The following is a 19,287-nucleotide window of genomic DNA, read 5'->3' on the forward strand; positions in this document are numbered from 1 at the left end:
GTCTCCATGCTGGTAGGTGCCAGCAATACCGTGTGCGACGTTTGCCCGCCCGCCCGCTCCGAAGCGCGCGACGCATCACCCGCGAGGCGTCCGTGTGCCTCGCCTGCGCACCGGACCTCTCCTGTGAGGGAGGCGCGCTTCCCAGCCCGGGCAACGCGCACCTCGCTCCTTGGGCTTCAGCGCCAGAAGCCCACGGACAGGCCGACGTTGGTGTAGCGGCTCGCCAGGTCGAACGAGGTGCTGATGGACCAGTCCTCCCAATAGCGCAGGATGAAGACCTCGAAGCCGCCGGTGAGGTGGGGGCGGGGCGGCCGACCGTCGAAGGGCGAGGGCTCCGCGTACACGCCCGCTCGCAGCCGAATCATCCCCGGCACCGTGTCGTGCTCCACGCCCAGTCGGGGGGCGAACTCGGAGCCGTGGCCCACGCGCTCCTCCTCCGCCGTCGACGCGAAGCTGCGCAGCGGCACCGCGTTGTCCACGCCGGACAGGAGGTCCACCTGCGCGCTGATGAGCCACCGTCCCGCCGGAGCATCCTTGGGTTCCTCTTCCGGCACCGGCAGCGCGTCCCCTTCGATGACGAGCTGACGTCGGGCTGCGGGAGACAGGCGGTTGTAGCGCTCCGCGCCCTCGCCCAGTCGCCAGCTCGCGCCCACCGACAGCACCGCCGGGGACACCACCGCGCCGAACAGCGTCCGGTCCGCCAGCACCGGCGCCTGGCCTTCCTCTCGCCTCCAGTCCGCGACGACCTCCGGCCGCACCGTCACACCCATGCGCCAGGGACGGCCATGCGGGCGGTACAACATGTCCACCGCCACGCCCGTGTCGCCGTAGCGCAGCTCCGTCCCGCCGGATTGCAGCCGGAAGGACGCCTGCGCCGCGTAGATGCCCAGCGCGAGGATGAAGTCGTCCTGTCCGAAAGACACCGCTCCGGCCAGCACCGACTGCGTCAGCGACACGCGGATGCGCTCGCTGTCCCCGGCGCAGGCCTCCGTCGCGCAGTAGGAGACGGCGCTGTTGCGCAGCGCGAAGCCGATGCCGAAGCGCTTGTACTGCAACAGCAGTCCGCCCAGCAGTTGTCGCCGGTCCTGCGACTCGTCCGGACGCCCGTCGTTGTCCACGTCGCGCGCGCGTCCGCTGGTGAACGGCAGGTCCAGCCAGGACAGCGTGACGCCCAAGTCCCAGTCCTTCTCCAGCGCGGGGCCCCGGTGGGCCAGCGCCGCCAGGTTGCTGGGGAACCCCGCCGCGCCCTCGGCGATGCCCACGTAGGCGCCGCCCAGCGCGACCACGCGCGCCGAGCCCAGGAGCGCGCCGGGATTGAAATACAGCCGCTCCGGACGCGGCTGGGTGGGCTCCTCGTCTTGCGCCCAGGCCGCGGGCGCGAGGCCCAGCACCGCGCATCCGCCGAGCGCGCGAAGCCATCCGTTCCACCGCGTCGAGCTGCCCATCCTGGAGTCCATCACGTTGTTGGAGGCACTCACCGCGAAGTGCCTCACCGAGCCCGCACCACCTCGGCGAAGAGCCGGTCGGCGTCCGCGGCCAGCGCGGTGTCGCGGAACGTGAGGCCCCCGGCGTCGTGCGTGACGAGCGCCAGCGTCACCTTGCGCCACCGGATGTCGATGTCCGGGTGGTGGTCCGCCTTCTCCGCCGCCTGGGCCACCTTCTCCACGAAGGCGATGCCCGCGAGGAAGGAGGGTGCCTCGTACGTGCGGCGAATCATCCCGCCCTCATGCTTCCAGTCGGGATGCTGGGTGAGGAAGGACTGGAGCGCCTCGGGAGCGAGCAGGGTGCGGTCGTGGGCCATGATGACCTCCTTCATATCCGCTCTCGCGCCCGAGGGAAGCCATCCGAATGGCGACGTCAGGGGGTGGACGTCCACGGGTGGATGCGCAGGTCGGTGAGCCCGTCCAGGTTCACCGTCCAGGTGAAATGGTCCGAGACGCGTGTAATGCCGGTGTTCGTTCCCGGGCCGGGCAACAACACGAGCAACAGCGCGTTGCGCTCCGTGTCCCAGCGCGGGGTGGCGGCCGGTCCGGTGCTTCCGAAGGAGGTGATGACGGGCAGGGCAGGGCCCGCGCGCAGCTCCGGCACGGAGACGGAGAGCCCGTCACCCAGGGCCAGCACGCCTTCCTCCACGAGGCCGCGCTCCGCTGTCACCAGGTGGCGATGCAGGACGCTGGTGAACCCTCGCGGGGTGGAGGTCACTTCGCGCGTCCACAGCACGCCGTCGCCATGGCCCAGCGGCTCACCGGCGAGGACCTGGCAGGGCTGGCCCGACACGGGGACATAGTGGTCCTGCGCGTCGAGCTGGAAGGGGCAGGCCCGCGTGCGCGCGAGGAAGGTCACCGGCTCCTGGAAGCGGCTCACCAGCCACAGCGTCGGACCCACGCGCATGGCGATGACCTGCGTGGAGTCCGAGCCGAAGGCCAGCCCGGGCTGCTCGGTCCACTTGGACGTCCGGGCGACGCTGAGCCCCAGCTCCTCGGTGAAGGTGTAGCGGTACAGGGTGGTGGCATCCAGCACCAGGTACTCGGTCTCCGTGGCGAGGCGGGTGTGGGGGGAGACGTCCGTCGCCATGCTGGTGGGGTAGAGCGCGCTGCCGGCGCGCACCAGGGGCCCCTCGCCTGTGTCGACGAAGCGGCGCACCTGACCCTCGACCATCGTCCACACCACGTCACCCACCACGGCCGTCGAGGGGCGATAATCCCGGCCCACCGTCTGCTCTGGGAACCCCGACCCCCGATGGGCCCGGCCGTCACACACCCAGGTGCCGCTGCTCGTGCGGTCCAGGTGCTGGCACTGGGGCACGCCGGAGAGCCTCGCCACGGAGGGGCGCTGGCGCTCGTCCTCCGCCACGTACACGTCGAACTGGCTCAGGCTGCCCACCGGCGCGAAGGCGACGATGACGTGGTAGCGGCCCGTCATCGTCGGTGTGAAGCGGAGCGTGGCCCCCCAACCGGAGGTCAGCTCCACCGTGGCCTGCACGGGGAGGTTGTCGGGGTCCTGGACCTCGGCGGTGACGGACTCGGGGAAGCTGCCCTCATCGAGGGCGCAGTTCATGTTCGGGTTGGCGGTGACGCGCAGGCTCGCTTCCTCGCCCACCGGCACGAGCACCAACGGCGGAATCGGGCCGATGGGGTCGCCGCTGATACACGACTCCGGCGGCACATCGCCCGGGCAGCCCGCACCGACAACCAGGGCGAGCATGGCGGCGAGCAGCGGGCCTGTGCGCGCCCCCCGGCTCATGCGCGCTCCACCGCGCGCTTCCACTTGCCCAGGTGACGCTCGCGCAGGTCGGCCTTCATCTTCGGCTTGAAGACCTTGTCCGCCTTCCACGCGCGGCGGATGGCGTCCGGACTGTCCCAGACGCCCGCGCCCAGGCCGCCGAGGAACGCCGCGCCCAGGCTGGTGGTCTCGAGATTCTTCGGACGCACCACCGGCACGCCGAGCAGGTCCGCCTGGTACTGCATGAGCAGGTTGTTGGCCGCCGCGCCGCCGTCCGCCTTGAAGACGGGGATGTTCCGGCCGCTGTCGCGGCGCATGGCCTCCGCGAGGTCATGAATCTGCAGGGCGATGCCCTCCAGCACCGCGCGCGCCATGTGGGCCACCGTGGTGGAGCGGTCCATGCCGGCGAACAGGCCGCGTGCCTCGGGGCGCCAGTGGGGCGCGCCCAGGCCCGCCAGCGCGGGGACGAAGACGACGTCGCCGGTGTCCTTCACGCTGGCGGCGAGCGCTTCGATATCCGGCGCGCGCTTGATGACCTTGAGGCCATCGCGCATCCACTGCACCGCGGCGCCCGCGATGAAGCTGCTGCCCTCCAGCGCGTACGTGGTGGAACCCGTGCCGCCCAGCCGCCACGCCACCGTGGTGAGCAGGCCCGCCGACGAGCGCACCGGCTCCGTGCCCGTGTTCATCAAGAGGAACGCGCCGGTGCCGTACGTGCACTTGGACTCGCCGGGCTCGAAGCACGCCTGACCGAAGAGGGCGGCCTGCTGGTCTCCCGCCATGCCCGCGACGGGGACGCCGTCCGGCAGGCTGCGCATGCCGCGCGTGGTGCCGTAGACCTCCGCCGAGCCGCGAATCTGGGGCAGGCACGCGGCCGGTATCTTCAGGAGCGCGCGCATCTCGTCGCTCCACTGCAAGGTCTTCAGGTCCATCAACAGCGTCCGGCTGGCATTGGACACGTCGGTGACGTGGGTGGTTCCACCGGTGAGCTTGTAGACGAGCCACGTGTCGATGGTGCCGAAGCACACGTCCCCGCGCTCCGCCTTGGCGCGTGCGCCTTTGACGTGCTCGAAGAGCCAGTGGAGCTTGGTGCCGGAGAAGTACGGGTCCACGACGAGGCCCGTCGTCTCTCGCACGCGCGGCTCCACGCCGCGCTCCTTGAGCTGGCGACACAGCTCCGAGGTGCGCCGGTCCTGCCAGACGATGGCGCGGTGCAGGGGCTTGCCGGAGTCGCGAGCCCACAGGCCCGTCGTCTCGCGCTGGTTGGTGATGCCCACCGCGGAGATGTCCCGGCCCACCAGCCCCGCGTCCTTCAGCGCGCGGCCGATGCACCACTCGCTGGTGGCCCAGATTTCATCCAAGTCATGCTCCACCCAGGACGGCTTGGGGAAGTGTTGGGTGAACTCCTTGTAGGAGCGGCCCACCACCTTGAGCTTCGAGTCGAGGATGGAGACGTGGGTGCCAGTGGTGCCCTGGTCAAGGGCCAGGACGTACTTCGCCTTCGGCATGGGGTGGGTCCTCCCAACGATGGACGGCGCGTTGGGAGGACCCTACTCCACGTCAATGGCCGGTGTAGATGCCGATGGAGCCCGGACGGGTGATGTTGTTCGCACCATCACGTGTCGCCCCGAAGGCCACCAGCACCACGCGCGCGTCGCCCGTGCCCGCCACCTGGATATCCCAGACGGGCTGGCCGGCCAGGCCCCCCAACACCTTGTTGTGGGTGATGAAGGTGCCCTCGGTGTGCAGGCGCATCAGGCCCCGGCCCCAGCGGTGTCCAATCCACAGGCTGCCGTCGCGCGAATCCCGCTCCAGCGAGGACACGAAGCGCTCCGCGTCACCCGTCAGTGCCTGGTCCACCACCAGCCCCGCGTCGCTCAGCTTCGCCATGCCCCACGCGAAGCTGGACACCCAGACGGTGCCATCCGGCATCAGCGCGAGGTCGCTCACCACGTCGTCCTTGCGCTGTGCGGGCGTGGGTGGAATGGGTTCGGCGACGGCGTCGGGCCAGATGTCGATGCGGTTGGCCTTGTGTTTCTTCTCCTCGGACTGCTTGCGCGCCGCCTCGAAGTTCCAGGGCGCGCCGGTGCCCACGTGGCCCACGCCGTTGGTCATGATGCGGAAGCGCGAGCTGCGGATGGCCGTGCCCATCCACACGTCGCCGTCCGGACGCACCGCCACGCCCCAGACATCTCCCGCCAGCCGGCTGTCCTCGTCCGTCTCGTCCGTGCCGTGCATCTGGATGGCGGGGTGGACGTGCTCCATGACGCCGAACTTGCAGCGCTGGCGCAGCTCGCGGTCCACCTCGTTGCCCTGGGCGTCATGAGTGACATAGGCCCACTCGTTGACGGCGCGGACCTGGGCGCTGGCACAGGCCTCGCCGCCCTGGTAGTTCGCCTCACCCCACGCGAGGCCATGGTTGGCGGCGAACCACAGGCCCTGGGTCGCCTTGTCCCAGACGATGCGGTTCACCGTGCAGAGCTTCTCGCGGTGGCCGTAGCCGGGCACCGAGTGCGCCGGCGAGTGGATGTCATAGTGGACGACGGACAAGGTGCCATCGGCCTTCAGCTCCACGCGGTCCGCGTCGCCGCTCTTGTAGATGGCGGGGTCCTCGGGCTGGCCGGGGGGCTTGTAGAATTCGTTCTCGCAGTTGGGGCGGCCCTGGTAGCCGACGAAGACGACGCCCGAGGGGCCGCCCGTCACCGCGGTCACCTTGAGGTAGCGGTTCTCCGGCAGCGGGTCCTTGCCCTTCCACGCGGCCCAGGGATGCAGGCCGTCCGCCATCGTGAAGCACTGGAAGGTGGTCGCGCCGGGGCGCACCAGACACAGGCCGTCCTCGCCGCCCGCGACCCAGATGTTTCCGCCCTCGTCCTGGGTGACGCCCAGCACCTCGCGCGGTCCGCCCTGCGCGGAGCCGAGGAAGCGCCAGCCGCTCGCATCCGGAGGGATGGGAGGGCCGCTGGCCGGGCCCGCGTCGGGCGCTCCGGCATCCGGTGTGCCCGCGTCGGGTGTGCCCGCGTCGTCCGGGAGGCCCGCGTCGGGAGGCTCGCCGGCATCGGGCACTCCGGCGTCATCGTCGACGGGAGGCGCGCCCGCGTCGGGTTGTCCGTCCTGGTCCTCGATGGGAGGAGTCCGCGTCTCCGCGCCTTCCTTGCAGCCGGCGAGCAAGAGCGCGCCCAGCAATCCCAGCCACCATCCGCTTCGTCCATGCCCGCACATGCTTGTCCCGCCTCCGACGTCCTTGGGCGAACGTCCCCCGAGCGCCGGTGGCTCACAGGCAAGTCAGGTGCCAGCCGCGTGGAGGCCGGGATGGGACGTAGCGCGGGATTGACTGGGTGACGCGAGGTGCGTGAGGAAGCGTCGCGCTGCCCACGGGAGGAAATGCGCGGCCTGGCACCCGAAGGGGGGAACAGCATCACGTGGTGAGCAGCGCGGCGCGAACGGAGCCCATCGACAGGGCGGATGCGCCTGTCTTCTTGGTCGACGTACTGGGATATCTGGCGGATTCGAACAAATGGATGGCCGATGCGCGAAAGCGCGCCAGACGCTCCGCGCGCATGTTTCGCCTCGCTCGCTGGGGCCCCTGGAGGTCCCGGCATTCCAACGCGAGGACGATGACCATGGGCTTCACGATGAACTCGACGGTGCTGACGCTGGGGGCGCTGCTGGTGCTGGGGTGCGCGGGGACGAAGGCGAACCTGGGCGACTCCGAGGTGGCGCACTACACGAGTGACGCGAATGGATTCGACACGCACTCGTTCTTCTATGACACGGGCGCGGAGGTGGTGGTCTTCGACGCGCAGTTCACCGAGGCGGAGGCGAACCGGGTGCTGGAGCACATCCGCTCGCGGACGGACCACCCCATCCGCTACGTGGTCATCACGCATCCGAACCCCGACAAGTTCAACGGCGCGGCGGTGTTCCAGCGCGCGGGTGCGAAGGTGGTGGCGAGCGAGGCCACCGCCGCCGCGATTCCCGCCGTGCACGCGTACAAGAAGTACTTCTGGGTGAACGTGGCGAAGGCCTTCACCGAGGAGACCTATCCGGCGCAGGCGATGGTCGATGTCACGTTCCAGGGGGCGTACTCGCTGCCGCTGGAGGGCGGCGCGAAGGTGGAGCTGACGGAGGCGAAGCACGCGGGTGTCACGGTGACGCAGACGGTGGCGTACGTGCCGGGACGTGAGGCGCTCATCGTCGGAGACCTGGTGCACCACGGCGCGCATGCGTGGCTGGAGGGTGGGGTGCGTGACGGCAAGGTGGTGCCGGACGTGGAGGCGTGGAAGGCGGCGCTGGGGGAGCTGTCCGCGTGGCCGCGCGCCACGGTGTACGGCGGGCGCGGGACGTCAGCGCCGGTGGCGGAGGCGATTGCCGCGCAGCAGCGCTACCTGGATGGAATGGTGACGGTGGTGACGACGTACGCGGCGGAGCTGGGCGGGCGCAAGGCGGAGCTGTGCGGTGACGCGGCGGCGCCCCACCACGCGGAGCTGGAGAAGCGCGCGGCGGCGGCCTTCCCGGAGTACGCGCTGCCGTACATGGTGCGCTACGGCGTGTACGGACTGGTCCACCGCGTCGCTTGCGGCGGGTGAGTTTCATCCGGGCCAAGGCTTCACGGGCCGCCGCGAGAACGGCGGCCCGCGCTCAGAAGAACGCTAGAAACCGAAGCCCACCGCGACCGAGGTCACGATGTCGCCCGACAGAGGGTCCCGCGCCAGCTCGACGCCGACGGCCGGAATCGCCACTTCACGGACGTAGGCACGGACACCCACGCCGGGGGAGACGTACTTGAGCAGCGAGTTCCTCCACTCCACCCGGCCCACATCCACGAAGGCATGCGCGGTGAGGGTCAGCATGCTGGGGCTCCAGAGTGGCACCTGGTACTCCAGCGTCGCGGAGGTCGCCATCTCCGCCCACAGTGTTCCAGCGGCGAAGCCCCGGCTCCCCGTGCGGCCGCCCAGGAGCTGCGCGTCCAGGAACGCGTCTCCTCGCGTCTGTCCGTGCTGGGCCGTCAAGGTCAGCGCATGATTGCCAAAGACAGGCAGCGTGTAGCTCGCGAAGAGCGACACCTGACGCATTTCGCGAGAAGAACCCAGGAAGCCCAATCCCTCACGGTAGAGCGCCCGGGCCACCAGCCCCTCGTTGAAATAGAAGTGGAAGTCCTGGCCCAGGTACTCGGCCGAGACGCTCACCCCGTGCACCTCTCCCCGCTGAGGTGTCTCCGGGCCCTCCGGCAAGGCCAGGGGCTTGTTGATGAGGGAGAACCAACCCGCGCCGACATTCAGCTCAGGCGTTACCTGGTAGCCGAGCGTCCCCGCGATGTCGAAGCGCCTGTCCGTGTACGTATCCCTGATGACATCGCGGACATGGCGCTCCCGGTCCGTCTTGGCGAACTGGAATGAGAGGAGGCCCGTCCACTGGCTGCCGCCGATGCTCGGGTCCCGGTACATGGAGAACAGGGTGCCGCCCCGGTTGCCCCACATGCCTCCGCCCACCAGCGTCTTGCGCAGCCCGAAGAGGTTGCTCTCGACGGCGAAGACACCGGCCTGCCATTGCCCCTTTCCCGAGGAGAAGACGGGGATGGGCAGCAGCGTCCAGCGCTCCTCCACCGTGATTTGGAGTCCGACGCCTTCGCCCTCGGGGCGTGTCAGCACCTCCACGCTCTTGAAGAGCTGCAGGTTGAGCAGCCGTCGCTTCAGCTCGGCGGCGTCCCCGGTGGTGAGCATGTCCCCCGGAGCCATGCGCATGGCCCGGAGGATGACGGACTCCTGGGTGCGGGTGTTGCCCTGGATGTCGATGTGCTCGATGCGCCCCGTCAGCGTCGCGGGTGGTGGCGCCGAGGCTTCAATCGTCACTTCTCCAGCGACTGGCAAGGGGCTCGGTGTGGGCGCTGTGTCTTGCGCCCAGGCCGTGCACGTGAGTCCGACCGCGTGCAGCACCACGAGTCGGCGGACCTGGGTCAGTGACGCGTTCATGACGGATGCGTTCTTCATGGCGTTCAAGGCACGGGCGCCAGCGAGTTGCCGGTGGGGTCGAAGAGTCCCGTTGCTCGGGCCAGGGCCAGGCGTGACAACTGCACGTTGAGCGCCTCTGTCACGGCGGACATCTGCGCGCTCGCGAGCGTCGCGTTGACGTCCGTCACCTGGAGGTACGTCGTGGCGCCCGCGTCGAAGCTCTGCTTCGCGAGTCGAGCGCTTTCCCACGCGAGCTTCACCCGCTCCTCGGCCGTACTGAGGTTGACCTCCGCGCTCTCCAGTTCGCTGCGCGCCTTGCGCACCTCATCGCGAATCTTCTCCTCGGTGCCGCGCAGGTTGGCGCTTGCCTCGGCGATTTTTCCAGAGGACTCCCGCAGGTTGGCCTCGCGCAGTCCGCCGTCGAACAGGTTCCATGACAGGGCCAGTCCCGCTGTCCACGTGGACGCGACGCCGGTGAGGCCGGCGGTGTTGCTCGTCGAGACGTTGCCCGTCGCATGCAGGTTGGGGAGGTACTCGAAGAGCACCTGCTTGCGCCCGCCGCGCGCCAGGTCCACGTTGAGGCGCGCCGCCGAGGCATCCGGCCGCCGGTCGAGGGCCGTCTTCTCGGCGGACGCCACATCCCCTGTCTCCGCGGGGAGTGGCACGGCCGTCTCCTGGGGGGGCGCCACGTCGAAGTCCACCGGCCGAGCGAGGAGCGCGGCGAGGGAGCTCTTCGCCGTCGCATAGGCGTTGCGGCTGCGCACCACCTCCTGCTCGGCCTGCTTTCGGTCCAGCGTCGCGCGCAGCAGTGCCAACCGCTCCACGTCGCCCACGTCGAAGCGGTTCTGGGCATCGCGCTCGAAGCCGCGACGGACCTCCAGGAGCTGCTCCTGCACCGCCATGGCCTCCCGCAGGCTCGCGGCGCCGAGATAGGCCTGGGCCACCGAGAAGAGAATCTCGCGTCGCGAGTTCTCCGCCGTCAGCCCCGCCACCTTCTCGCCCAGGTAGGCATTCTTGATGGCGGGCCACAGCGTGGGGACAATCAGGGCCTGCCGCGCGGAGATTTGCCCGGAGAGCTGATCCTGCTTCTGCAGGGTGACGGGGTCTGGAGCACCCGGGAGCGCGAAACTCAGCTCCTTCGGATTGCGGATGTACGAGCCGCTCGCGGTGACGCTGGGGAGGTAGCCGGACCAGGCCTTGTTGCCCAGCTCCTTGGATTGCTGGAGCCGCGCGCGTGCGGCGTCGAGGCTGGGGCTCTGCTTCTCCGCGAGGGCGATGGCCTCCTGGAGGGTGAGCAGCGGGAGCGCGGTCGTCTTCGTGCCGGACGTGGGCATCGGCACGGCGGAGTCGCTGGAGGCCGCATCCCGTACGGGCGTGTCGGTGGCGGCGGGGGCCGACTGGGAGGTGGGCGTGCGTCCGGGAGTGGCGGAGACGCTGGGGGCCTGCGTCAGCAGGACGCTGGTGAGGAACGCGTGGAGGAGCATGGTGAAGACCGAGGTGGGTGCGTCAGGGAAGAGAGGGCACACGAGGTGCGTCGCGGTCGCCTGAAAGGACCGGAGCGTCGACGTCGCGAGTCAGGTGGATGAGACGGAACCGGGCATGTGGCTCCCGGTTCCGCCGTCAGCGTGGCGTGAGCTCGTGCTTCAGTGGGAGCCTTCCTCCGCGAGGAGCGGGCCGCTCGGCGCGACCAGGGCCTCCGACGTGGGGGCGTCACTCTTGCGACGGCTGAAGCGGGCGGAGAGCCCGTCCAGCAGCGAGTAGACGACGGGCACCACCACCAGCGTCAGCACCGTGGAGCTGATGAGGCCGCCGATGATGACGAGCGCCATCGGCACGCGAGTCTCCGCGCCGTCACCCTTGGCGAGCGCCACCGGAATCATGCCGGCCACCATGGCGATGGTCGTCATGAGGATGGGGCGCAAGCGCACCGGCGCGGCCTCCAGCAGTGCCTCGCGAGCGCTCTTGCCCGCGTCGCGAAGCTGCTGCGTGAAGTCGACCAGCAGGATGCCGTTCTTCACCACCAGACCCATCAGCATGATGACGCCGATGAGGGCAATCATCGACATGGCGTTGCCCGACAGCAGCAGCGCGCCGATGGCACCGATGAGCGCGAAGGGCAGCGACAACATGATGGTGAACGGGTGGATGTAGCTGCCGAACTGCGCCGCCAGAATCATGTACAGCAGGAGGATGCCCAGCCCCAGCGCGGTCGCGAAGGCGCCGACGGTCTTGTTCATCTCCTTCGCGTTGCCGGCGAAGCTCCCCACCACGCCCTGGGGCAGGTCCTGCTCCGCCTGCGCGGTGAGGAAGCCCATGCCCTCGCCCAGGGTGTAGTCGGGCGCGAGGTTGGCGAGCAGGGTGATCTGCCGCTTCTGGTTCTGACGGTCAATCTGCACCGGGCCCTCGGAAGGGGTGATGGTGGCCACGTTGCGCAGCTCCACCAACTGCCCGCCCGTGGTGCGCACGGTGAGCTGTCCCAGCGCCTCCTCGGAGGCGAGCGTCGCGTCGGGCAGGCGCAGCTTCACGTCGTACGTCTCGCCGCCCTCGCGGTAGGTCATGAACTCGTCGCGCCCCAGGTAGGCCCGCAGGGCGACGCCCACCTGGGCCGCAGGCACGCCCATTTGCGCGGCGCGCTCGCGGTCCACGCGCACGTCGAACTGTGGCTTGCCGCTGCGGAACGTGGTGTCGACGTCGGTGAAGCCCGGGTGGGACTTCATCGTGGCGAGCAGCTTCTCGCTGGACGCGACGACCTGGGGCCAGTCCGTTCCGCGCAGCACGTACTGGACCTGCTGGGTGCGGCCACCACCGCCGACGCCGGAGACGTCCTGGACGGAGAGCATCACCCCGGGGCGCTCGGCCAGCGCGTCGCGCAGGCGCACCTTGAAGGCCTCCTGGTCGAAGGCGCGCTCCTTGCGCGGCACCAGGTTCACCAGCACCTCGCCCTTGTGCACCTCCTCGAGCGTGCCACCACCGGCCGTGCTGAACGTCTCCTTCACGCCCTCCAGCGGGCGCACCTGCGCGGCGACGATTCCCAGCTCGCGCTCGGTGTCCTCCAGGGTGGAGCCCACGGGCAGCTCCACCGTCACGCGCACGGCGCCGTTGTCGGAGGGCGGGATGAAGGTGAACTTGAGGAAGCGGGCCATGCCCAACGTCAGCACCAGCACACCCACCGCGACGGCGATGGCCAGGGTGCGCCGCTCCAGCACCCAGCCGAGGATTCGGCGGTAGCCGCGCTCCATCCCCACGAGCACGCGCTCGATGGCGGCGCTCACGCGGTTGCGAGGCCCGCTGTGGGCGTGGGCCTTGAGCAGGCGGCTGGAGAGCATGGGCGTGAGCGTCATCGACACCGCGTAGGAGATGAGCACCGCCACGGCCACCGTGACGCCGAACTGGTAGAAGAACTGGCCAATCGTCCCTTCCATGAAGGCCACGGGGATGAACACGGCGACGATGGCGAGCGTCACCGCGAGCACGGCGATGACAATCTGCGAGGTGCCCTCCAGCGCCGCCTGCATGGGCGTCTTCCCCTCCTCCAGGTGGCGCACGATGTTCTCGATGACCACGATGGCGTCGTCGATGAGCAGGCCGATGGAGAGCGTCAGCGCCAGCATGGTGATGATGTTGAAGGTGAAGCCCAGCATCGCCATCACCGCGAACGTGCCGATGACGCTCACCGGCAGCGCGATGGCCGAAACGAAGGTGGAGCGCCAGTCCCGCAGGAAGATGAGCACGATGAGGACGGAGAGGACGCCACCGATGAGCATGTCCTCCTGCACCGCGTGGATGGAGGCGCGAATCGTCGTCGAGTTGTCGCTGATGGTGCTGACCGTCACGCCCTGGGGCAGCTCGGAGTTGAGCTCCGCGAGCGACTCCTTGACGTTCTCCGCGACCTGCACCGTGTTGGCGCCCGACTGCTTGCGCACCACGAGCGCCAGGGCCGTGCCCGTGTCGGAGCGCGCCAGACCCCGCGCCTCCTGCGCGCCGTCCACCACCGCCGCCACGTCACGCACGCGCACCGGCGTGCCGTTGGGGCTGGCGACGATGATGCCGCCAATCTCCTCCACGCTGCGCGCCTCGGCCGTCAGACGGACGACCCGCTCGCGGCCTCCCTGCGTCGCGCGTCCACCGGGCAGGTCCACGCTCTGCGCCTGGAGCGCCTGACTCACGTCGCCGATGGCCAGCCCGTAGCCGCGCAGCCGCTGCGGGTCGACCACCAGTTGAATCTCCCGCTCGCGGCCACCCACCACGCCGATGCTGCCCACGCCCGCCTGACTCTGGAGCGAGGGCTTCACCACGTCCTCCGCCACGCGCGTCAGCTCCTCGATGGGCAGCGCGCCGGAGAGCGACAGCGTGAGGATGGGCGCCGCGCCGATGTCGAACTTCTCGACGACGGGTGTCTCGATGTCGTCGGGCAGTTCGCGCAGCGTGGCCTGCACGCGGTCGCGAACGTCCTGGGCCGCCGCGTCCACGTTGGTGCCCAGCTTGAAGCTGATGGTGACCTGGCTGACGTTCTCCAGGTTGATGGAGTTGAGCTCGTCCACGCCGCTGAGCGTGTTGAGCGCCTCCTCGAGCGGGTCGGAGATGTTCTTCTCGATGGACTCAGGGTCCGCGCCCGGCAGCAGCGTGGTGACGGTGACGACGGGGATGTCGACGTTGGGGTACTGGTCCACACCGATGCGCGGATAGGCATACAGGCCGAAGACGACGACCGCCGCCATCAGCATGACGGTGAAGACGGAGTGTTTGATGAAGGTCTGGAGCATGGCAGTGGCGCTCGTCGGAAGAGGGGAGGAAAGGGGCTACTGCACGACCTGGAGCGCGACGCCGTTCTGGAGCGGCAGGCTGGCGTCGGCGACGACGCGCTCCTGGTGGCCGAGCCCGTGCACAACGCGCACGAAGCCGGGCAGCACGCGCTCCACCTTGACGTCACGGCGCTGCGCCTTGCCGTCCTGGACCACCCAGACGAAGCCCTGCTGGCCCTTGGCGTTGACGGCCTGTGACGGCAGGAAGAGGCCCGCCTGTCCCGGGGCGCTGTCGGTGGCCATCATGTCGGAGAAGTCCAGCTCCACCAGGGCGCCCGCGCGCAGCCGCGCCCCGTCCTCCTTCGAGGGCAGCACGTCCGCGAGCACCTCCACGGTGCGCGTCTGCGAGTCGATGACGGCGCCGAGGCTCCGCACCTTCGCCTCGAAGGGCGCGCCAGAGGGGTTGAGTGTGCCCTTGACGATGGTGCCCACCTTCACGCGGTCCACGAAGGCCTCGGGCACCGGGGCGCGCACCTCGAGCGCCTGCGTGTTGACGAGGCCGAAGATGGCCGTGCCCGGCGACACGTAGTCCCCTTCGTTGCGGCTGCGGCTGGTGATGACGCCGTCGAAGGGCGCCGTGAGGGTGGCGTCGCGCAGCGCCTCCTGCGCGCTGGCGAGGACCGCGGCGGCCTGCTCGGCCTGGGCCTGTGCCTGTCGGTAGCCCACCTCCGCCTTGTCGAGCGACGCGCGCGCGAGGCTGCCCGACTGCGCCAGCATCCGTGCCCGCTCCACCTCCGTCTTCGCGCCCTCCAGTGCCGCTTCAGCCGCGGCCTTGGCGGCGCGTGCCTGGTTTGCGGTGAGGCGCGCGTTGGAGGTGTCCAACTGCGCGAGCAACTGACCGCGCTTCACCGCGTCGCCCGCGTTCACCGTGACTTTCGTCAGGGTGCCGGAGGCCTCCGCGCTCAGCGTCGCCTCCTGTTTGGCGCGCACGCTGCCGGTGGCCTGCAGGACGCTCGCCTCCAGCTTCGTGGCCGGCGTGAGCGCCTTGACGCCCACCGGCTTCTGGACGGCCTGCGCCGAGGGAGACGGCGCCACGGGCTTGCTACCGCCACCACACGCCCCCGCCACCACGGCCACCACCACCACTGCTGCCTTCAAGGTCGTCTTCATCGCTGCGTTCCTCGTCGTGGGGCCGGCACTCATGGGGCTCCGGCACTGGATGACTGAAATGGTTTTCTGGTCAGTCCCGGGCAAACGAACACCCCATCCTCCGGGCACGGAGTGGGGCCTGGGGAGTCAGCTCATGGGGGGCTTGGAACCAGGTGGGGCGGAGAGGCCGCGGATGAAGACCTCGAAGGCGGCGTCCAGGGATTGGAGCGTCAGGGGCGAGGTCTCCTGGGTCATCAGCCTGGGGACGAGCATGGTGATGAGCTCCACGAAGCCGCGCGCCGCCAGTTGGGGGTCGCTGACGAAGAAGGCCCCTTGCGCCACCCCGTCCTCGATGACGCGCGCCAGGATGGCCGCGTCCGCCTCCTGCATCTGGGGTACGAGGTGCTGCACCTGGGTGCCCAACTCGAAGAGCGTGGCCAACTCAAGGCGTTCCCCGTCGGGCTTGCGGACGCTCTGCTCCAGCTTGCAGCGAATGTAGGCGCGGACCTGGGCCTCGGGCGTCGTGGCGCGCTGGACGCTCGCCTTGAGCTCGGCGAGGCTCATCTCGTGCGATTGCCGGACAATCGCCTCGAACAGCGCTTCCTTGCTCTCGAAGTGCAGGTAGATGCTGCCCTTGCCGACGCCTGCTCGTTTGGCGATGTCCTCCACCGAGGCCTTCTTGAAGCCGAACCGGGCGAAGACTTCGCCGGCGGCCTTGAGGATGGCGATGCGAGGGTCGGAACTCATTGACCGGGATTGTAATCTGGTCATTCGGTCATCGCAAGTCCCCTTGCGGCTGGGATTGATGTGCCGCCGGCACCTACCTGAAGCGCCGTGGAGTTCGGGCGGGCCTCAAGGGGCTCGTCTGGCAGGTCGCCTCGGGCGGGGTGTGGCGCGGGGCGGTGGGACGACGACGCCTCGTGCGACGCGCTGGCGGAAGTCGCGAGGCCTCTCGCCGGTGAAGGACGTGAAGGCGTGGGTGAACGCGGCGAGGCTCTCGAAGCCGACGGTGTAGGCCGTCTGGGTGACGCGGGCGCCGTCCTCGGCGAGCAGCTCCATGGCGCGCAGCATGCGGGCGTCGTGGAGGAAGCGGCGCCACGAGGTGCTGGCCTCCTCCTCGAAGCGGCGCGCGAGGGTGCGCTGGGACAGTCCCGCCGCGCGTGCGGCGCCGGCGAGGGTGGCGGGGCCGGCGAGTCGGGCCAGGGTGTAGACCATGGCGCGCTCCAGTTCGGGAGTGCGGGCGCGAGGCAGTCGCCATTCACGAGGTTCCGCGGCCCATTCCGAGAGCAGGTGGGCCAGGGCGGAGAAGAAGCTCTCGGCCACGGCATCGCGTGGGGAGCGCTCCGGTCCCCAGCGGGTGGAGAAGAGGAGCATCTCGCGCGCGAGTGGGGGGAGGACGAAGACGCGGCAGGTTCCCTCGGGGGCGGAGGGGACGCGCGAGGGTTCCAGGTACACGGTGCAGAGGGTGGCGGGCTGGGTTGCTCGCACGCGGTGGCGGGTGCCGGCGGCGAGCCAGGCGGCGCGCTGGGGTGGCAGGAGCCACTGGGCCTCGGCGACTTCCAGGTGGAGGGCGCCGCGAGCGGCGTAGAGGAGCTGGTGGCGGCGGTGGGTGTGCCAGCCGGAGGTGAAGGGCGTCAGTGTGTCGGTGAGACAGAAGGAGGACGCGGGGGCTGCGTCCACGTCCACCAGGGGCTTGGGCACCGTGACGTTCCTCCGTGCTCAGGCGCCCGGCGCTCGTGAGGGCGCGCCGGGGCCGAGCATACGGCGGGCGGGTGCCTCAGGCGGGCTTGGAGTTGGAGTGGTCGGTGGTCTTGCTGACGAGGTAGCCGCCGTGGCTGATGGCGAGCAGGGCGACGAGGCCTTCGGAGAGTTCTGGGAGGCTGGTGAGGGAGCCGCGTTGGATGGCCATGGAGATGTCGACGAAGTAGCTCACCGCGGCGATGGCGGTGAAATAGAACATCTGCACCTTGGCGAGGTCGATTTGCGCGGTGTTGCCGACCTCGTCTCCCTGGAACATGTCTGAGATTCGCGCGTCCTGGATGCCCTTGTTGGCATAGAGGGCGCCCTGGCGCTGGGCGTTGATCTCGGAGGGGGTCTCCGCGAGCTGGGCGGCGGTGGCGTCGACGGCCCTGGCGTCAGGGGTCTTGGAGCGTTTGCCGCTGAGCAGCAGCGGTGTACCGAGCATTGAAGTCGAGGCGATGCCCATGGCCCACCAGAGCTCCTGGGGGATGGCGACGTCGACGGCGTTGGGTGTGTTTGCCTTCACGCGGGCGATGACCATCGTCAGGTAGCCGGCGACGACGACGACGGTCCACGTGACGGCCTGGAAGCGAGACAGGCTCATGATGTTGCGCTCGCTGATGAGCACGCCGAAGGGTGTCCCGGTGATGCTCTGGCCGAGCACGGCGAGGAAGGCGAGCAGCACGGCGGACGCGGCGATGTAGCTCCAGCCGGGCGCGACGAACCACGCCGCCGCGAGGCTGAGCAGCGGCAGCGCGGTGGTGAGCATCAGCAGTCGCTGATTCTGGGGGAGGGGAATGGCGGTGATGGTGTTTGTCGGGGGAGGCGCGATACCCCCATCGGATGGCACTGCCGCGACGGCGGACACTCCTGTACTGGTGTTCGCTTCATTGTCATGACTCATGACACCCCCCGGGTGAGGGGTGAAGCATAGGCTTTCTTTCAGCCTGTCCGCCAAGGGCGCACCCTCGTGTGCGCAATGGTTACATCGCCACCCATCGTCACGGCAGCTGGCTTCTGAGCTGTATCCAGCCATGCAACTCGGGGTGATTCCTCACGAAGTCCGTTTCAGCGAGCCGCGACAGGATGTTCAGCGCGTTCTTGATGTCGCGAAGCGCGAGGAGCTTTTCGGGTGGAACGGTGCGGAGGTCAGGAGCGGATGACAGCCGAACTGCTTCCTCCAGGGGCATGGTGGCAATGCGTTGGAACCATGCCGCGATGATGTGCGGGTCCAGGACGGCATCACCTTCCCTTGCGCCAAGGTCCTCAATCAGCCGTGAGCGCAGGTTCATCGCCGAGAGCCAGAACGAGTGCGCGGCACGTGCGGGCGAACGGTTGACGAGTCCGTCGTACACGCGCAGGGCGATATGTGCCCAAGGGAGGTTTCGCTCCTCGCCTGCCCGTGTAGCGGCAGTGAAGGCGAATACCTCCCAGTTGAAGGGCTCGTCCCCGACGGGCTCTCCGACGACGAGCCCATCGAGCCACGCCTCAACAGATTCGGCCGGCCAGCGCAGGACAGCATCTAGAAGGTCTCGAGTGCTTTCCATGGTCTCTTCTATGGCGGGAAGACAATGCCAGTTTGAGAGAATGCCCGTCTCCCGATTTCCAGCGCCCGGGCGCTGACGGCCTCGGATGTGCCATACAGGAAATGGCCGCTCTGCGGCGTGATCTCAATCCCTATACGAGTAACACCATGAACGGCGATGTCCGCCTCACCAGCGGCGAGCACTGGGCGACCGCCACTGGCGACCGCGTGCGAGATTTCAGTTCTCCGCCACGTGTGTGGAACAATCTGCAAGGTGCCCTCTTGGGTGACCACCCACTTGATTCGACCCTCCGTCACATAGCGCAGGAAGTCCGTGTCCGTCACGTTGACGGGGCGGACGCCGAGCTTCCGCGCGGTTTCCAGTTCCGCAGGAAGAAGGTGGGGTTTTTGGTTCTCGAAGAGGGTTGCTGGAACTGGGTTGTCGTCCACCTGCGGCGCACTTTGGGTGCTCGCGTTTCGAGCCACCATGGCGACAGCGTTGGGGGCAAGCCCCACCGTCATGACGCCTTCTGCGACGGAGATGGAGCGAATACCTCCCGCCAGTGCCGCGGAGAGTTGGAACCCGGCGTTCGTTTCGGCGGCCAGTGTCGCCTGTGCGAAGCCTGGGAGCATGGGCCCCTTTGAGGCGATGCCTGCCGAGCCTCCCATCAACGCCGCAGTCAGTGCGATGATGATGATGCGTGCTCCATTCTTGCCCATCACCTTTCCGAAGCGGTGTCCGGCGTCCTCGAGTTCTTCGAAAGACATCGCCTTCACCGACTCCGTTGAGAGCCGCTGCCACCCCTCGATGATATCGAAGAAGACCTCGAGCCCTAAACCAACGATCTCGATTCTCGCACGACGTCAGGAGGCACGCCTGAGGTCGGCTCGGCGCAGGGATGGACAGGCAGAGCGCTGTGCATTCCGCGCGTTGAGGTAGGCATGTACCCGCACCATGAGC

The 19,287-nt window shown here is 69.1% G+C and carries 16 protein-coding genes; 1 reads left to right on the forward strand and 15 read right to left on the reverse strand.

Features of this window, described 5'->3' with window-relative positions; translation table 11 throughout:
* Positions 1 to 176 precede the first annotated feature (176 nt).
* From HR086_RS30390 to HR086_RS30415, 6 genes are all read right to left on the reverse strand, one after another.
* Positions 177 to 1,445, reverse strand: a complete 1,269-nt coding sequence (locus HR086_RS30390; RefSeq protein WP_174454367.1) for a hypothetical protein — start codon at positions 1,443 to 1,445, stop codon at positions 177 to 179.
* 44 nt (positions 1,446 to 1,489) lie between these two features.
* On the reverse strand, positions 1,490 to 1,801 hold the full coding sequence (locus HR086_RS30395) for a 4a-hydroxytetrahydrobiopterin dehydratase (RefSeq protein WP_141641325.1): 312 nt from the start codon (positions 1,799 to 1,801) through the stop codon (positions 1,490 to 1,492).
* A gap of 56 nt (positions 1,802 to 1,857) precedes the next feature.
* Positions 1,858 to 3,243 (reverse strand): hypothetical protein, encoded by a 1,386-nt coding sequence (locus HR086_RS30400; protein ID WP_174467374.1) that lies wholly within the window; start codon positions 3,241 to 3,243, stop codon positions 1,858 to 1,860.
* Positions 3,240 to 4,730, reverse strand: a complete 1,491-nt coding sequence (gene glpK, locus HR086_RS30405) for a glycerol kinase GlpK (protein ID WP_174460826.1) — start codon at positions 4,728 to 4,730, stop codon at positions 3,240 to 3,242. The genes HR086_RS30400 and glpK overlap by 4 nt, the downstream gene beginning before the upstream one ends.
* 52 nt (positions 4,731 to 4,782) lie before the next feature.
* Positions 4,783 to 6,405 carry a hypothetical protein gene (locus tag HR086_RS30410; RefSeq protein WP_254626529.1) on the reverse strand — a complete coding sequence of 541 codons (1,623 nt, stop codon included), beginning with the start codon at positions 6,403 to 6,405 and terminating at the stop codon, positions 4,783 to 4,785.
* Between the two features lie 232 nt (positions 6,406 to 6,637).
* On the reverse strand, positions 6,638 to 6,853 hold the full coding sequence (locus HR086_RS30415; RefSeq protein ID WP_174467376.1) for a hypothetical protein: 216 nt from the start codon (positions 6,851 to 6,853) through the stop codon (positions 6,638 to 6,640).
* Between HR086_RS30415 and HR086_RS30420 the strand changes: the two genes are divergently transcribed.
* A complete protein-coding gene (locus tag HR086_RS30420) occupies positions 6,843 to 7,808 on the forward strand; it encodes an MBL fold metallo-hydrolase (RefSeq protein WP_174467377.1) in 966 nt (321 codons plus the stop codon). The genes HR086_RS30415 and HR086_RS30420 overlap by 11 nt on opposite strands.
* A 63-nt stretch (positions 7,809 to 7,871) precedes the next feature.
* Here HR086_RS30420 and HR086_RS30425 read toward each other — a convergent pair whose 3' ends face one another.
* The 9 genes from HR086_RS30425 to HR086_RS30465 all read right to left on the reverse strand — a co-directional run bounded on the left by HR086_RS30425 (position 7,872) and on the right by HR086_RS30465 (position 19,094).
* On the reverse strand, positions 7,872 to 9,209 hold the full coding sequence (locus tag HR086_RS30425; protein WP_254614136.1) for a POTRA domain-containing protein: 1,338 nt from the start codon (positions 9,207 to 9,209) through the stop codon (positions 7,872 to 7,874).
* Positions 9,210 to 9,214: 5 nt separating this feature from the next.
* Positions 9,215 to 10,654: a TolC family protein gene (locus tag HR086_RS30430; protein WP_174467378.1), complete on the reverse strand. Its 1,440-nt coding sequence runs from the start codon at positions 10,652 to 10,654 to the stop codon at positions 9,215 to 9,217.
* 159 nt (positions 10,655 to 10,813) lie between these two features.
* Positions 10,814 to 13,933 carry an efflux RND transporter permease subunit gene (locus HR086_RS30435; protein WP_174467379.1) on the reverse strand — a complete coding sequence of 1,040 codons (3,120 nt, stop codon included), beginning with the start codon at positions 13,931 to 13,933 and terminating at the stop codon, positions 10,814 to 10,816.
* A gap of 36 nt (positions 13,934 to 13,969) precedes the next feature.
* Complete coding sequence (locus HR086_RS30440; RefSeq protein WP_141641318.1) at positions 13,970 to 15,082, reverse strand: efflux RND transporter periplasmic adaptor subunit; 1,113 nt, start codon at positions 15,080 to 15,082, stop codon at positions 13,970 to 13,972.
* 126 nt (positions 15,083 to 15,208) lie between these two features.
* Positions 15,209 to 15,808: a TetR/AcrR family transcriptional regulator gene (locus tag HR086_RS30445; RefSeq protein ID WP_174467380.1), complete on the reverse strand. Its 600-nt coding sequence runs from the start codon at positions 15,806 to 15,808 to the stop codon at positions 15,209 to 15,211.
* Positions 15,809 to 15,913: 105 nt separating this feature from the next.
* Positions 15,914 to 16,762, reverse strand: coding sequence for a helix-turn-helix transcriptional regulator (locus tag HR086_RS30450; RefSeq protein ID WP_174454071.1), 849 nt, complete (start codon positions 16,760 to 16,762; stop codon positions 15,914 to 15,916).
* 76 nt (positions 16,763 to 16,838) lie between these two features.
* On the reverse strand, positions 16,839 to 17,705 hold the full coding sequence (locus tag HR086_RS30455; protein ID WP_217442010.1) for a hypothetical protein: 867 nt from the start codon (positions 17,703 to 17,705) through the stop codon (positions 16,839 to 16,841).
* 97 nt (positions 17,706 to 17,802) lie between these two features.
* On the reverse strand, positions 17,803 to 18,348 hold the full coding sequence (locus HR086_RS30460) for a hypothetical protein (protein WP_174454072.1): 546 nt from the start codon (positions 18,346 to 18,348) through the stop codon (positions 17,803 to 17,805).
* An 8-nt stretch (positions 18,349 to 18,356) separates the two neighbouring features.
* A complete protein-coding gene (locus HR086_RS30465; protein ID WP_174467381.1) occupies positions 18,357 to 19,094 on the reverse strand; it encodes a hypothetical protein in 738 nt (245 codons plus the stop codon).
* Positions 19,095 to 19,287 lie beyond the last annotated feature (193 nt).

This window comes from Myxococcus sp. CA039A, from assembly GCF_013336645.1.
GTDB lineage: Bacteria > Myxococcota > Myxococcia > Myxococcales > Myxococcaceae > Myxococcus > Myxococcus llanfairpwllgwyngyllgogerychwyrndrobwllllantysiliogogogochensis.